At 53.5% G+C, this 14,364-nt stretch carries 14 protein-coding genes and 4 tRNA genes; 8 read left to right on the top strand and 10 right to left on the bottom strand.

The window, feature by feature from the left end:
- Positions 1-171: 171 nt before the first annotated feature.
- Both mutY and ACR2TX_RS17840 read left to right on the top strand, forming a co-directional pair.
- On the top strand, positions 172-1,221 hold the full coding sequence (gene mutY / locus ACR2TX_RS17845; protein ID WP_086134770.1) for an A/G-specific adenine glycosylase: 1,050 nt from the start codon (positions 172-174) through the stop codon (positions 1,219-1,221).
- Between the two features lie 88 nt (positions 1,222-1,309).
- Entirely contained in the window at positions 1,310-1,582 is a 273-nt protein-coding gene (locus ACR2TX_RS17840) for an oxidative damage protection protein (protein ID WP_077732573.1), read from the top strand.
- Here ACR2TX_RS17840 and ACR2TX_RS17835 read toward each other — a convergent pair.
- Both ACR2TX_RS17835 and rdgC read right to left on the bottom strand, forming a co-directional pair.
- Positions 1,561-2,562: a L,D-transpeptidase family protein gene (locus tag ACR2TX_RS17835; RefSeq protein WP_347257472.1), complete on the bottom strand. Its 1,002-nt coding sequence runs from the start codon at positions 2,560-2,562 to the stop codon at positions 1,561-1,563. The two genes, ACR2TX_RS17840 and ACR2TX_RS17835, sit on opposite strands and share 22 nt — an antisense overlap.
- A 10-nt stretch (positions 2,563-2,572) precedes the next feature.
- Positions 2,573-3,499: a recombination-associated protein RdgC gene (gene rdgC / locus ACR2TX_RS17830; protein ID WP_086134771.1), complete on the bottom strand. Its 927-nt coding sequence runs from the start codon at positions 3,497-3,499 to the stop codon at positions 2,573-2,575.
- A gap of 431 nt (positions 3,500-3,930) precedes the next feature.
- On the opposite strand from rdgC, the gene ACR2TX_RS17825 reads away from it, so the two are divergent.
- Positions 3,931-6,357, top strand: a complete 2,427-nt coding sequence (locus ACR2TX_RS17825; protein ID WP_077732575.1) for a Lon protease family protein — start codon at positions 3,931-3,933, stop codon at positions 6,355-6,357.
- Positions 6,350-7,111: a universal stress protein gene (locus ACR2TX_RS17820; protein WP_086134773.1), complete on the top strand. Its 762-nt coding sequence runs from the start codon at positions 6,350-6,352 to the stop codon at positions 7,109-7,111. The genes ACR2TX_RS17825 and ACR2TX_RS17820 overlap by 8 nt, the downstream gene beginning before the upstream one ends.
- Positions 7,112-7,216: 105 nt before the next feature.
- Here the strand turns inward: ACR2TX_RS17820 and ACR2TX_RS17815 are convergent, their stop codons facing one another.
- Positions 7,217-7,633: a DUF4383 domain-containing protein gene (locus ACR2TX_RS17815; protein ID WP_077729495.1), complete on the bottom strand. Its 417-nt coding sequence runs from the start codon at positions 7,631-7,633 to the stop codon at positions 7,217-7,219.
- A 301-nt stretch (positions 7,634-7,934) separates the two neighbouring features.
- Here ACR2TX_RS17815 and ACR2TX_RS17810 point away from each other — a divergent pair, with 301 nt between their 5' ends.
- Positions 7,935-8,300 (top strand): four-helix bundle copper-binding protein, encoded by a 366-nt coding sequence (locus tag ACR2TX_RS17810; RefSeq protein WP_077729496.1) that lies wholly within the window; start codon positions 7,935-7,937, stop codon positions 8,298-8,300.
- Between the two features lie 289 nt (positions 8,301-8,589).
- A complete protein-coding gene (locus ACR2TX_RS17805; RefSeq protein ID WP_240502448.1) occupies positions 8,590-8,787 on the top strand; it encodes a hypothetical protein in 198 nt (65 codons plus the stop codon).
- Between the two features lie 339 nt (positions 8,788-9,126).
- On the opposite strand, the gene ACR2TX_RS17800 is transcribed toward ACR2TX_RS17805, so the two are convergent.
- The 5 genes from ACR2TX_RS17800 to fchA form a co-directional block, all read right to left on the bottom strand.
- Positions 9,127-9,202, bottom strand: a tRNA-Lys gene (locus ACR2TX_RS17800).
- Between the two features lie 27 nt (positions 9,203-9,229).
- Positions 9,230-9,305, bottom strand: a tRNA-His gene (locus ACR2TX_RS17795).
- A 21-nt stretch (positions 9,306-9,326) separates the two neighbouring features.
- Positions 9,327-9,403 (bottom strand) — tRNA-Arg (locus ACR2TX_RS17790).
- Position 9,404: 1 nt separating this feature from the next.
- Positions 9,405-9,481 (bottom strand) — tRNA-Pro (locus tag ACR2TX_RS17785).
- Positions 9,482-9,605: 124 nt separating this feature from the next.
- Complete coding sequence (gene fchA, locus ACR2TX_RS17780; RefSeq protein WP_077729636.1) at positions 9,606-10,229, bottom strand: methenyltetrahydrofolate cyclohydrolase; 624 nt, start codon at positions 10,227-10,229, stop codon at positions 9,606-9,608.
- Between the two features lie 175 nt (positions 10,230-10,404).
- Between fchA and ACR2TX_RS17775 the strand changes: the two genes are divergently transcribed.
- Positions 10,405-11,262 carry an NADP-dependent methylenetetrahydromethanopterin/methylenetetrahydrofolate dehydrogenase gene (locus tag ACR2TX_RS17775; protein ID WP_077729515.1) on the top strand — a complete coding sequence of 286 codons (858 nt, stop codon included), beginning with the start codon at positions 10,405-10,407 and terminating at the stop codon, positions 11,260-11,262.
- A gap of 62 nt (positions 11,263-11,324) precedes the next feature.
- Here ACR2TX_RS17775 and ACR2TX_RS17770 read toward each other — a convergent pair whose 3' ends face one another.
- Complete coding sequence (locus tag ACR2TX_RS17770) at positions 11,325-12,053, bottom strand: metallophosphoesterase (RefSeq protein ID WP_434130391.1); 729 nt, start codon at positions 12,051-12,053, stop codon at positions 11,325-11,327.
- A gap of 187 nt (positions 12,054-12,240) precedes the next feature.
- Here ACR2TX_RS17770 and ispG point away from each other — a divergent pair, with 187 nt between their 5' ends.
- Positions 12,241-13,479 (top strand): flavodoxin-dependent (E)-4-hydroxy-3-methylbut-2-enyl-diphosphate synthase, encoded by a 1,239-nt coding sequence (gene ispG / locus ACR2TX_RS17765; RefSeq protein ID WP_434130389.1) that lies wholly within the window; start codon positions 12,241-12,243, stop codon positions 13,477-13,479.
- Positions 13,480-13,509: 30 nt separating this feature from the next.
- On the opposite strand, the gene ACR2TX_RS17760 is transcribed toward ispG, so the two are convergent.
- Positions 13,510-14,334 (bottom strand): ferritin-like domain-containing protein, encoded by an 825-nt coding sequence (locus ACR2TX_RS17760; RefSeq protein WP_156881198.1) that lies wholly within the window; start codon positions 14,332-14,334, stop codon positions 13,510-13,512.
- Positions 14,335-14,364: the final 30 nt, after the last annotated feature.

The following is a 14,364-nucleotide window of genomic DNA, read 5'->3' as shown; positions in this document are numbered from 1 at the left end:
GACAATAATCTTGCTTATTCTAATGGAAAAATGGGGGCGGCCCAATGCACGGACCGCCTTATATCGTTTATGCAAAGGAAGACTGACCGAAGCTTCAAGCGTCCGTTCCGGAAAAATCTGCGGACGCCTGAAATTTGAAACCAGCCGTTCAATCACTCGTCTTACACGCGTATGCAAAATGAACTATTCCGGGCGACCGTACTTGCCTGGTTCGATCGATACGGGCGCAAGCAACTGCCCTGGCAAGTCGACCGAACACCTTATCGGGTTTGGATCTCGGAAATCATGCTCCAACAGACCCAAGTCGTAACGGTCATCCCGTACTTCGAGCGTTTTGTAGGCCATTTTCCTGTTGTCGACGCGCTCGCCCAGGCATCCTTGGACGAGGTTATCGCACTTTGGGCCGGGCTCGGCTACTATGCGCGCGCTCGTAACCTACACCGGGCGGCGCGGATAATCGTGGAACAGCACGACGCACAGTTGCCCGTCACTCTCGAGGAATTGAGCGCTCTGCCCGGCATCGGACGCTCTACGGCTGGAGCGATCCTGAGTCTCGGATCGGGTATTCGTGCACCCATCCTGGATGGCAACGTCAAACGGGTTTTATGCCGATATCAGGGTATCGAAGGCTGGCCTGGAGACACCCAGATTCTCGCGAGATTATGGCAACTCAGCGAAGAATTGACGCCTTCGCTCCGTATCGCCGACTACAACCAAGCCATGATGGATCTGGGAGCAACCGTGTGCACCAAACGGAAACCGGTTTGTTCCGCCTGTCCGATCAGCGCGAACTGCGTGGCACTTCAGTCGGGGCGAGTCGACGCCATCCCAGCGCCGAAACCAAAACAAACCCTACCTGTCCGACAATGTTTTATGTTGGTGTTAAGAAACGCCTGTGGCGAGCTTTACCTGGAAAAGCGCCCGAATACCGGCATTTGGGGAGGTCTTTGGAGCTTGCCGGAGTTCGATAGCGAAGAGGACGTATATGCTTGGTGCACGAAACAGCATATCGATTGTTTTGAGCTTGAGCGTCTCCCGCAGCGCCGGCATACTTTTTCCCATTATCACCTTGATTTTGTTCCGCTGGTGGCTCGCACACATTCCGAGTACTACGGAATCAGCGAACCATCGCTCTATCGATGGCTTACACCGGATAAAACGATCGGGCTCCCGGCGCCGGTACTGAAACTGGTAAACGAGATTGCCGGCCAGGATCGATAGCTGCGAATTCAAGCGAATTCAATGGGCGCGGATGGTGCGGAACGAGTCGAATTGGGTTTCTATAGTGCTGATCATTACGAGGTAACTGATGACGCGACGAGTTAAATGTGCACGTTTGGGAGTCGAGGCCGAAGGCTTGGAGAAACCGCCCTTCCCTGGAGTAGAAGGGCAGCGGATTTTCGACCATATCTCCGCTCAGGCATGGCAGGATTGGCTCAAACTCCAGACCATGCTGATCAATGAGCACCGGCTCACACCATTCGAGCCCGAAGCACGACGATTCCTGGCGAAGGAGCGCGAGAAATTTCTATTCGGCGGCGGAGCTCAGATGCCTGAAGGCTACGTGCCGCCCAAAGTCTGAATCGGCTCCGGAATCGGCTCAGACGGTTTGGAGATAGCGACCGGAATACCAGTTGGCTGCTGCAGCGCTTGCTTTAGCGCTGCGCCATCGAGAATGATCTCGCGGCCCTTCGTTTTCTTCTCAATCAAATCCATAGCCGAGTCGAGCAACTGTTCGTAAGTCATGCGGTCTTCGTCCAACGGCTGATGGACTTCCATATATAAAATCCCTGCCGACCAGCCCAGCTTGACCGGCTGGTTGACCAGATGGACCGGGGTACCGACATTGACGAGCGGAAAAAGCCGCTCGATATCTTCTGGATACATTCGAATGCATCCGTGAGTGACTCGCATTCCGATGCCGTAGGCCTTGTCAGTGCCGGTGCCGTGGATAAGGTAGCCCGGAACGCCAAGCCGCATGGCGAAGCGGCCGAGCGGATTCAGAGGTCCCGCTGGGACCACGTCCGGTAAAATATCCCCGTCCCGGGCGTGTTCTTGCTTGATGGTTTCCGGAGGTACCCAAACCGGGTCCTTTACTTTCTGCGCGATTTTGGTGGCGCCCAAGGGAGTGCGCCAATCCATTCGGCCGATGCTCACCGGATAGCTAACGACTTGTGTCGCTTTCGCTTTCCGCTGAGCCGGATAGTAGTAAAGGCGCATTTCCGGAATATTGATGACAACGCCGGAACGTGGCGCATCGGGAAGGATAAATTGGCGTGGGATCAATACATCCTTACCGTCACCAGGCAACCAGCGGTCGACGGTCGGATTGGCCATGACGATTTCGTCCTGACCGACGCTGAACTCCCGCGCAATATCGATGAGCGTATCTTCATGCTTCGCCTTCGTATACCGAATCTCGCCGATTAGATCGCTACCGTCCGTCGGAAGTGCGAACACCTCCGCTGTAGAATTGAGCGGGGCAGCAAGCATGAGCGCGATCGCTAGCCAGGCCGCCCCCCGTCTCTTGATGCGCGCCAATTCGATTGTTTTCAGCAACATTGCGTTTTTCCTACACCACAGGTTGTTTCGTTTGAAGGTTTTCGCCGCCAAAGAGCTCGATGAAGCGTGGCAAGAATGTCGCTAACTCGAGGCTCATGATTGCAAAATCCGCGTCGAAGCGTTCTACCGGATCGGACGTTTCGATATCCGCCGCCTCTTCCTGTACCAGGTCCAGAAAACGGAGTTTCTTGATGCCAAACGCCTCGTCGAGAACAAAGCTTAGACGGTCATTCCAAGTGATAGCCAATTTGATGACCTCTTTACCGGCCTCAATGTGATTTTGAATCTCCGGTGCGCTCAGATCGTGGCGGCGGCAGCGCACGATACCGCCGTCTTCTTCCGGAGATCGCAACTCGCATTCGCTTTCCAGAGTGATATCCGACGGCAAGTCGGCATCCATAACCCAGTGGGTCATGATAGCACTGGGCCGCTCACGGGTCGCAGGAGGAACCACTGGCAAAGAACCAAGACACTGACGCAGCAGCGAAGCAATTTCCTCGGTTTTCTTAGCGCTGGCGCTATCTGCAACAAGCCAGCCGCCCTTCGGGTCAATGTAGGCATAGGTGCGCCGGCTGTGGCTAAAGGCGCGAGGCAGTAAATCCTGCATCACCTCATCGCGTAGCGCGTCCCGCTCTTTCCGTCGCATCGGCCGGCCTTGCCGGTCTTCGACTTCGGCTACCCGCTCCGAGAGGATTTCGTTAACTACCGAGGCAGGAACGATTTTTTCCTCCTTTTGAACACACACCATCGCAAATCCGTTGGTGACGTGGACCAGGGGAAAAGTATCCTTGCCGAGCGGTGCGCACCAGCCGTAACTGACGGGCTCTAGACTCCCGCAAGGACGAAAGCGGCGTTGATCGAGCTTTTGCTCGAACTCTGCGACGTCAAGATCGAAAGGTTCTGTAAAACGTAATAAAGATAAGTTCTTAAACCACATAATTCGGAAGCGGCAACCAAAAGGGGCGAATTATGGCGATTGGCGCGTTTTTTGTCATCAATACCGTTTAATCGCCATTTAAATCAGTCTGAAAACTCGACCTAAAGTATATTCGCTACATGTAGAGCGGAAGATCAGGCCTGTCATTGGATGTCAGAATCTTCATTATCATTCGTCGCACTACATTATGATTGATGAAAATGTCCTCGGAATCGGCTTGTCAAATTCGGGAATTAATTGACGCCATCCAGTCCTAACTATTTTGTGAGTTCCATGCTGATCTTTGTTCGAGAATTCTAGCTTTCCGGAATCAGTTGGAAAAATCGGCATTTAAATCATCTCGGATTCATGCTGAGCCATGAGTGATTGCCGGCCTTATTGAAATATCCGACTATTTTTTCGACCATCCTTTTGAAGAGTTGAGTAATTCTATGGGCTACTACCGACAGTCTCTTCCAGCGAGCGTTCTCTACAAAGCGTGCGATCCACAGGAATTCGACTTCTCCACCACTGACGAGTTGGCCGATATCGGTGTCGTGATAGGCCAAGAGCGAGCGCTGGATGCAATTCAGTTCGGCATTTCCATCGTCCAGAAGGGCTACAACATTTTCGCTCTAGGTCCGAGCGGATCCGGGAAGCTGGCGGCGGTTAAGGAAATCGTCGGCCGCGAAGCTGAAAACCGGCCGGTACCCGACGACTGGTGCTACGTCAACAACTTCGGCGAAGCTTCGAAGCCCAAGGCCTTGAGATTGCCGGCCGGTCAGGGGCGCCGCTTCGCCCGGGACATGGAGCAAGTCATCGAGGAACTCAGTACCGTCATTCCGGCGACGTTCGAGGGTGAAGAATACCGCGGTCGCGCAGAAGAAATCGAGGAGGAAGCGAAGGAGCGCGAGATCAATGCTCTAAATGAGTTACGCCGAAAATCTTTGCAGCACGGCATCGCTTTAATCGAAACGCCTACCGGATTTGCGTTTGCTCCGGTGGACGAAAAAGGCGAAGTGCTCGGACCCGAGCAATTTCAAAAGCTTTCGGAGCATCAGCAGGAACAGATTCAGGAGGCGGTAACGGATTTGCGTCAGCAGTTGCAAAAGCTGTTGAAGCAATTTCCGGTGTGGCGCAAGGAAGCAAAGGAAAAGCTGAAAACGCTGAATCGAGAAATTGCCGAGTTTGCCGTCAACCATTTGATGGACGATTTGAAAGCCCGTTACGAAGCCATTCCCGGAGTCGTTCAGTATCTGAATGAAGCTCAACGGGAAATCATCGATCACGCGGAAGATTTTTTCCCGAAGCAGGAAGGTGGCATAGCGACGTTGATCGGGCATGCGCCGCGGCCAAGTCCTTTTCTGCGCTATAAGGTGAACCTATTGGTCGACAATAGCGAGTGCAAATATGCCCCAGTCGTCTTCGAGAGCTTGCCGAGTCACAACAATCTGGTGGGACGGGTTGAATACCAAGCCTACATGGGCGCTCTGGTCACCGATTTCACAATGATCAAACCAGGCGCCTTGCATATCGCCAACGGCGGCTATTTGATCCTGGACGCTCGCAAAGTGCTGATGCAGCCGTTCGCTTGGGACAGCCTGAAACGCATTCTTCAGTCGCGCGAAATCCGTATCGAATCTTTGGAGCGTGCGCTAAGCGTAATCAGTACCTCGAGCCTGGAGCCGGAACCGATTCCGCTGGATATCAAGATCATTTTGATCGGGGATCGCGTTCTTTATTATTTGCTCAATGTTTACGATCCTGAATTTCGCGAGCTTTTCAAAGTTTCGGCGGATTTCGAAGAAACGATCGATCGAGATGCCGACGGCAATGCACTATACGCTCGGCTTATCGCCAGCCTGGCGCGGAGAAACCAGTTGCGCCCGCTGGACAAGGAAGCGGTAATCCGGGTAGTGGAACATGCGGCTCGCTTGGTGGAAGATTCGGAGAAATTATCCACCCATTTGCGCAGCCTGGACGATCTTCTCAAGGAAGCCGACCACTGGGCGGCACAGGTACAGCGCGCGATCATCACTCGGGACGACGTGCAGGCCGCCATCGATCACCAGATCCGTAGGGCTGACCGGCTCCGCGAGCGAGTTTATGAAAACATTCGACGCGGAACGATTTTCATCGACACTGAAGGCGCGGTGGTTGGCCAGGTCAACGGCTTGTCCGTAATCAGCTTGGGTGATTTTTCATTCGGCCAGCCGTCCCGCATTACCGCCACCACTCGGTTGGGCAGCGGCAAAATTCTTGACATCGAGCGGGAAAGCGAACTGGGCGGCGCCATTCACAGCAAAGGTGTGATGATTTTGTCCGGTTTCCTAGCACATCGTTATGCTAAGACCCGGCCGTTTTCAGTGACCGCCAGCCTCGTCTTCGAACAATCCTACGGCCAGGTCGAGGGCGACAGTGCGTCCTTGGCGGAACTCAGTGCGATTTTATCGTCACTGGCCGATTTACCGATTCGCCAGTCGCTGGCGGTAACCGGTTCGGTCAATCAAAATGGACAAGTTCAACCTATTGGCGGGGTCAACGAAAAGATCGAAGGCTTTTTTGACATTTGCGCCTCGATTGGCCTAAGCGGAAAACAGGGAGTGATCATTCCCCGTGCCAACGTCAAACACCTCATGCTGCGGCAGGATGTAGTCAAAGCCGCGGAATCGGGCAAATTTCACGTCTACGCGGTGGACACGGTAGATCAGGCTTTAGAGCTGCTCATGGATAAGCCGGCCGGCGAACGTGACGTGACAGGCGCATTCCCGCCAGATAGCATTAACGGGCGTATCGAACAACGCCTCAGGGAGTGGATCGATATCCAGAAGGAGTTCAGGAGTCAAGAAAGAGCCGGAGAGAATCAAAGCTATGGCTGAAGACGCTCCCATCTCCGAACGAGTCGTGGTTGCTTTGAACGTGCTGCGCCATGATATCGGTATTCTCGAATTGGCGGCGCATCTCGCCGCACGAAAGCAGGCGCAGTTGATTGCAGTTTATGTGGAAGAGACGAACTTAATCAATTTGGCCGAGCTTCCGTTCGCGATAGAGATTGATCGCATCTGCGCGGCCGAGCGTAAAGTCGATTTGCCACGCCTGATGCGCACCCTGCGCTCCAGCACCGAACAAATTCAGCAAACGTTGTACCGGCTGAATCAACGCCTGCGAATTGACGTAAGTTTCCGGACAGTGCGCGGACATCTCGTTTCCGCCGTCATGTCACAGATCGAGCAGGTTGACGTCGTTTTCCTTCCCAAGAGAACCGAGCCGTATAAAAGCGGCGTTAAGAAGAAGATCTCTACATTCCCTATCTGGGTTGTATTCGACGGATCTATGGAAGCTAAGCGCGCCTTACGGATGGCTGTCGAGTTGGCCGAGCTCGAATCAAGCCGACTTAATGTTGCCCTTCCGGCAGAGACTGAGGCCGAATCCGAGGCATTAAAAAGGTTGGCGTTGGAAAGCTGTGTTCAAAGCGCAGCCGCGCAGTTTGTTTCCGTCCGCCCGCTTGATGCTCCAAATTTACTGCGTTCGATGCAGCGCACTGGCTGCCGCTTATTGGTAGTCAAACGTCAAAACGGCGATTTCAGCAAAGCCATTTCGGAGATCGTCGCTTGCCCCGTCGTCCTGGTTTGAATCGCGGCTATGCCGGTAGTATAAAGATGCAAATTACGAGCGGTCGCGATTCCATTTCGCGACCGCTCGTTCAGTGATTGCCCGTTACGATTCACTATCCAAGCTTCACGTATGCCAAGCATGTACCCGTGCTGCACCGGCAAATCCAAAATACGCGGCTACCGCTGCGCTCAATAGGTGCAACCAGGCGTCGATACCGTATATTGGAGCCAACCCGAACAGTGTGTTCGTTGCCGGAATAATCCCCAACAGGAATAACACACCGAAGAGGATCGCATTGGCTCGCGCGAAGGTCACGGCCCTAGGAATACTCCGGGCGGCAAGAATACCCCAGACTCCAACGCCGATATGTACCAAGTTGTGAATCAGATTAACCGGAAAGAGGCCAAACAATCTGCCGTAGCCAGCTTCTATAGCCAATGGAGGACCTCCTACTATCGGCTGTACAAGGCCCGGGATAAAGCCAAGAATACCGATTATCAGGTACACAATGCCAAACACTTTCGCGAAAGTCTGAACCATGACACATCTCCTTCAATATCAGGATAAAACACTCGCTACCTTACTTATCCTCGGACATAAAATATTGCCTCTCTGAAAGGCGGCAGCGCGGTATTTTTCATTTCGCACTGCTAGTCCGAGAAAAGCTTATGTTGTCAATTAGAGCCTTCGAAAAATCGCTAGTTCAGGCTTTAAGGCGTGTCTTTTGACCATTTGAAGACCGAGACGGCAGCTTGCGTACTCTTACCTATTCAAAAGTGAATCTCATGGCAGCATCCTATTTTGAACTACACCGTTAACTCGAAGTTTGAGAGGTGCCGATATGCTGACTCAAGAAGCATCTTCAACTGGCTCCATGCAAGCATGTATCGAGCAGTGTCTGGATTGCCATTCTATATGCCTGGAAACGGTAACCCACTGTCTGGAAAAAGGAGGGCCGCATGCGGAAGCCGATCATATTCGACTCCTCCTGGATTGTGCCGAAATTTGCCAAACCAGTGCGAACTTCATGCTCCGCGGTTCAGAGCTTCACACGTTAACCTGCGAAGTCTGCGCAGAAACATGCGAACAGTGCGGGGACAGTTGTGAGCAATTCGAGAATGACCCCCAAATGCAGGCATGCGCGCAAACTTGCCGAAGCTGTGCTGACGCCTGTCAGGCTATGGCCGAAGAAGCAGGTGTTGAATGATGGGTTTTGGGTTTTAGATAGTCCGACTGAAATTACACCATCGGAGCCCGCATTTCCGGAGCATGCCGCTCGTCAAGCGCAATTTGTCATCATCACCGTACGAGAGCGGTAGCTAAGCGTGTGCGTAAATTGGAGAGCTTAGGCTCCTCAGCTTATGGCTCGGAGCGATTACTCTCATGCCGCTCTCGACCGACCACTGAGAAAATTCACGACCACTCACCGGTTCCTGGACGCCTATTCATGGAGGCTGACGCGTAGCGATCGTGTGTCAAGGGAGCGTCGAAAAGGAATGGACTACAACACCCGACCGATTATGAAAAAAGCCGCGCCAGGAAACAGCAACGCGGCTCCCCACCAGGTACCGGCCATCATCGCAAGAATGCTGACTGCAACCAGAATGGTGCCGATCGCCTGCAATTTTCCGCTCAAGCTGCGTATTGGAGCTGCTTTTAAAGCCCGCCCGCAATGTGGACAAGCATTGGCTTGATCGGGAATCTCCGAGTCGCACGCGGGACATTTCATGGGGGCCATAGCTATAAACTCCGTTACCTTAACAGCGTGAGATTAGCGGAGATTCAGCATGCCTACAACAGTTCGTACTATCGAAATTCGAATGTGACTCTCGGCAATTTCGAACAATGCCTGGATTGGGATAGATCAGGAAAACCTTGCTCCTAAAGCTGGAGATGCTCCAAATTACCGGTAGGACACGGCGGAGAGGTTTCAAAAATGAGGCCCGGTTAAATTCCGACAAGAGATGAGTTTTGGGAATTTTTGAAAACCCGAAAACAAAAAGGCCTGCATTACTGCAAGCCTTTGTTTTAATTGGTGGGCCATGTAGGGATCGAACCTACGACAAACGGATTAAGAGTCCGCTGCTCTACCAGCTGAGCTAATGGCCCGATATGGAGTGCTTGACGAGCTAGAAGTGGGGTGACCGATGGGGCTCGAACCCACGACAACCGGAATCACAATCCGGGGCTCTACCAACTGAGCTACGGCCACCGTCGGAAAATTACAAATAGATGGCGCGCTTGGCAGGACTCGAACCTGCGACCCTCGGCTTAGAAGGCCGATGCTCTATCCGGCTGAGCTACAAGCGCTTGGTCGGGGTAGAGGGATTCGAACCCCCGACATTCTGCTCCCAAAGCAGACGCGCTACCAGACTGCGCTATACCCCGGACGACCTTCTTTAACGAGAAGCCGTTCGGCTAACCATCAAGACTCACAATAATACCCATGTCGTTACAGATCGTCAATCGGTATGCTGCATACCTCTGTCGTCAATGATAACAAGCGCTTGCTTTACAGCTTGCTCTTGACGGTCTGGAAAATTTCCTCATTCAGGAGATCCATTCCGCTCAAAATCCCGTTCAATTCCGCTAAGCGGGAAGATACGAATTTTTCATCCTTTATAGCACCGGCGTTCACATAAACATTTAGCGCGGCGCTTTTCAGCGCAGCGTAACCTGCCACGACGGCAACGCCGGCATCACTGACTACGTTTCGATTCCCTTTTTCCGCTACGATTTTGCTCAACCTGATCACTTCGGCACAGGCTTTCGCGCACGCGATCGGTACATCGGTCGCCTCCTGCAAAGCCGATTGTATCTGCTGGCTTCTGGCGGTCTTCTGTTCTTGCGTTTCTTTTGGTAAACCGTAGGCGCCCATGACCTTATCAAATACTTCGACATCGGCTCTAACCATGTCCATCAGCTGCGCACGCAAGCTTTCCGCTTTCGTCAGCAGCTCTTTCATCTCTGGTTCGACGGCCTCATAATTTTTTTTTCCTATGGTGAGATTACAAACCATGCTCACCAAAGCGGCGCCCATAGCTCCCATAATGGCCGCTGCGCTGCCGCCACCGGGAGTTGCCGACTTGCTGGCCAAGTCGTCCAAAAATTGATGGATTGTTTTGTCTTTGATCATGCCATTCGCTCCATCAGGTTCATAGTATGAAAAATGGCCGGAAAGTATAAAACACAAGGCGTTACGGGTTAAAATTTTCCGTTTTTTCGGATTGGCGATATCTCGCCGGTTCGATGACGAATCGGAAAAATCCGCCAAACCCGCTCAAGGTTAAGTGCCATTCCAAGGAAAAAGAATGAAGAAGCTTTTGTTCCAATTCGATACCGATTTTTACCCATCTGTGTTCGACACCGTTGTCGCCTATGATGGCGGCGCGGATCATGTAATCGGCCACGGTGGCCTGACGCCGGAGAACGTTGGGGCATTGGTGGACGGCACAATTTTTACAAGAGCGCCCAAGGATAAAAAAAATACGGCAATCTTCATCGGGGGCAGCGATTTGATGGCCGGACAAGAGCTATTGAAGGCGGTCAAGAAAAAGTTTTTCGGAGGTTTTCGAGTCTCCGTAATGCTGGATAGCAACGGCAGCAACACCACGGCCGCAGCGGGCGTCGCCAAACTCGCAGCGAGCGGAGCAATTGCCGGAAAACGGGCTGTCGTTCTTGCAGGTACCGGGCCTGTGGGCCAGCGGGCGGCGGTAATGCTGGCCAAAGAAGGCGCTCGGGTCTCGATCACATCACGCCAGATGGCTCGCGCCGAGAAAGCTTGCCAAGACATGAAACAGCGGTTCGGCGTCGAACTGACCCCTATTGAGGCTCATGATAACGACGCGCGCGGGAAATCCATAGAGCAAGCGCATATAGTGTTTGCGGCCGGCGCAGCCGGTGTAGAACTGTTGGAAGAACGTCATTGGCAGGATAATCCGTCGATCGAGCTGGTGGCGGATGCCAACGCGACTCCTCCAATCGGTATCGGCGGGACCGATATGATGGACCGTGGAACAGACCGAAACGGAAAAATCGTTTGGGGAGCCATTGGCTTCGGTACGCTGAAACTGGCACTGCACCGTGCCTGTATCGCTAAGCTTTTCGAGAGTAACGATCAAATTCTGGATGCCGAAGAAATTTTCGAAATCGCGAAGACAATGGCCTGAAGGACACAGGCGCGATTCGAACAGGGCGGCCGCTGACATTTTCGCTTGACCTCGGAGAGCGCCTAAATTTCCAAGATTTTTCTTGGGTCGAATTCGCTTACGAGCTGATTTGGGAAATAGCCTCGGGGATTGCAGAGAATTCGCGTGCCAGAGCACCGATAGTCGGAGACGGCATGGGTATGGCCATGGAACCAGGCTGCGATTTCGAAACTGTGCAGGACTTCTCTCAGGTCATTGCAGTAGGCATGGCGTTTGATCTGACTGGGGCTGTCCCGCCAGCTCCAAGGCGTCGGAGCGTGATGGGTGACCACCACGGTTTTCCCGGGAAACGGTTTTGCGAGCTCGGCAAAGAGCCATTCGCGGGATTCCCAATGCAATTGGCGATAGCTTTTCGCATTCAAAGCATCTGTGCGGTATCGAATCTTTCGGAAATCATTGACGATAGAAACCAGTTCCTCCAGCTGATCGTTATCGTCGCCCCCGAGATCGCTCCACAGGGAACAACCCAAAAATCTCACTCCGTCATACACCCACGCGCGTTGTTCCAGGAACTGCACATTGGTTCCGCTAGCGGCACTAGTTAGGTTTGCCAGGGTGAAGAGATATTCTTGGCCGTAAAACTCGTGGTTACCCGCTACATATATGACAGGCTTTCCAAATGATTTAAGCCAGTCCAAAGCTTGCAGGCCAACACCGATATCTCCGGCTGCGACGACGACGTCCGCATCGGTCGCCGTCGTCTCCAAAGATCCGAATTCGAGATGTATGTCCGAAAAATACTGAATACGCACGGTGTAATGTGATCCTTGGCCGGAGCATCCTTCGAGGGCTTATTATTCCGGCACACGCTGTAAGTTCCATAATTATAACTTGACACCCAAGTAAAGAACTCGGAAATTACCGCAAGCCTACGATAGGCTTGAGCTGTGTCATTGATAAAATAGCGGACTCGCGAAGTATCCCAGTAGGTTTTTAAGCATGATGAATAGAAGAGATTCGGTCGGTGTAAAAGTCGGTGAGATCCAGATCGGCGGCAACGCGCCGGTGGTCGTCCAATCCATGACCAACACCGATACCGCGGATGTAAAAAGCACCGTCAGACAGGTGATGGATCTGGCCAAGGCCGGTTCCGAATTGGTCCGCATTACCGTAAACAATGAAGAATCAGCACAGGCCGTATCTCAGATACGCGAAGAATTGGACAAGAATGGCTGCTTCGTTCCTCTAATCGGCGATTTCCATTTCAACGGTCATAAGCTGCTGGACAAGTTTCCCGGTTGCGCCGAAGCACTGGCGAAATACCGTATCAACCCCGGCAACGTGGGCCGCGGATCCAAGCGCGATCCCCAATTCGCCCAGATGATCGAATTTGCCTGCCGCTACGAAAAACCCGTGCGGATCGGGGTCAACTGGGGAAGCCTCGATCAATCCGTGCTGGCACGCCTGCTTGATGAGAACGCGCAGCTTAGTGACCCAAGACCACTCGCCGAAGTGATGCGCGAGGCGGTCATCACCTCGGCTTTGGAAAGCGCCGAGCGTGCCGTGTCATTAGGATTGCCCAAAAACCGCATCGTACTGTCGTGCAAGATGAGCGGCGTTCAAGAGCTGATTGCCGTTTATCAAGCGCTCGCCGAACGCTGCGATTACGCTCTGCACTTGGGGCTTACCGAAGCCGGCATGGGATCCAAGGGCATCGTGGCGTCTACGGCCGCATTGGCGGTACTGCTGCAGCAAGGCATCGGCGATACCATCCGTATTTCCTTGACCCCCGAGCCGGGCGCCGATCGCACTCACGAAGTCATCGTCGCCCAGGAGATTCTCCAAACCATGGGCATCCGCTCGTTCACGCCGATGGTGATCTCCTGCCCCGGTTGCGGCCGTACGACCAGCGACTATTTTCAGAAGCTGGCTCAGCAGATTCAGAGCCATCTCCGTCACAAGATGCCGGAATGGCGCAAGAAATATTCGGGTGTCGAGGACATGCACGTGGCCGTGATGGGCTGTGTGGTCAACGGCCCGGGCGAGAGCAAGAACGCCAATATCGGAATCAGCTTGCCCGGCACGGGTGAGCAACCGGTCGCCCCGGTCTTCGAGGATGGCGTAAAGACGGTAACACTGAAGGGCGATCGTATCGCCGAAGACTTTCAGGAATTGGTCGAGCGTTATGTCGTGTCCCACTACGGCCCGAATCAGGAACATCAAGCCATCGCCGAGTAAGGAATCGAAAGCTCCCCGGCCCGCGGCTCCTCAGTCCGGGCGGGCCGGACTTTCGCTAGCCATCCCCTTCAAACGCTGCAACTCCAGATCGCTAAATCCCGCCGCTCGGCGCAATTCGATATTGAACGGACCGCGGACAGCCCCCCGAAGATAGCGTTCGACAAGATCGAAATATTCCGTTACGGGATCGATTCCCTGTTCGTTGCACACGTATTGAAACCAACGAGTACCTCGCGCCACATGGCCAACCTCGTCCCTCAGGATAATCCTGAGGATATTCGCGGTTGCGTCATCGCCTAAGGCATCGAGCTTGTCAATCATTGCCGGGGTGACGTCCAATCCCCTCGCTTCCATCACGCGCGGAACCAACGCCAGGCGGGCTTTCACGTCGTGCGCCGTGTCCTCGGCTAATTCCCATAATCCTCTATGTGCCGGAAGTTGGCCGTAGTCGGCATTAAAGTCTTTTAGCCTTCCTCGAACCAGAGAAAAGTGATAAGCCTCCTCGATGGCTACTTCCAGCCAATCGTCATAAAACGCCGATGGCATTTCGCGAAACCGATAAACCATATCCCATGCGAGCTGAATCGCGGTGAATTCGATGTGGGCAACCGCATGCAGAAACGCGATCTTCCCGGCAGGGGTCGTGAGTTTCCGCCGCGGCAAATGCCTCGGGTCCACCAGCTCCGGACGCTCCGGGAAGCGGACTTCCGATGCCGGCTTGGGCGGCAAGCGATCATCCAGGGAAAAGCCTTCTCCCCGGAAGGCCAGCGCAGCCCGCTCGGTCGCTTCCAGTTTGGCTTCCACGGATGGCGTGTATAGGCACGATTCCGCAATCTCGAATAAATTGGACGACATGAGTTTCGTAATCGTTTCGGAATAAGAACA

Origin of the sequence: Methylocaldum sp. GT1BB, assembly GCF_051027545.1 — a bacterium.
In the GTDB taxonomy this organism is placed as follows: Bacteria; Pseudomonadota; Gammaproteobacteria; order Methylococcales; family Methylococcaceae; genus Methylocaldum.
This window is presented reverse-complemented; position numbering and strand designations above follow the sequence as displayed.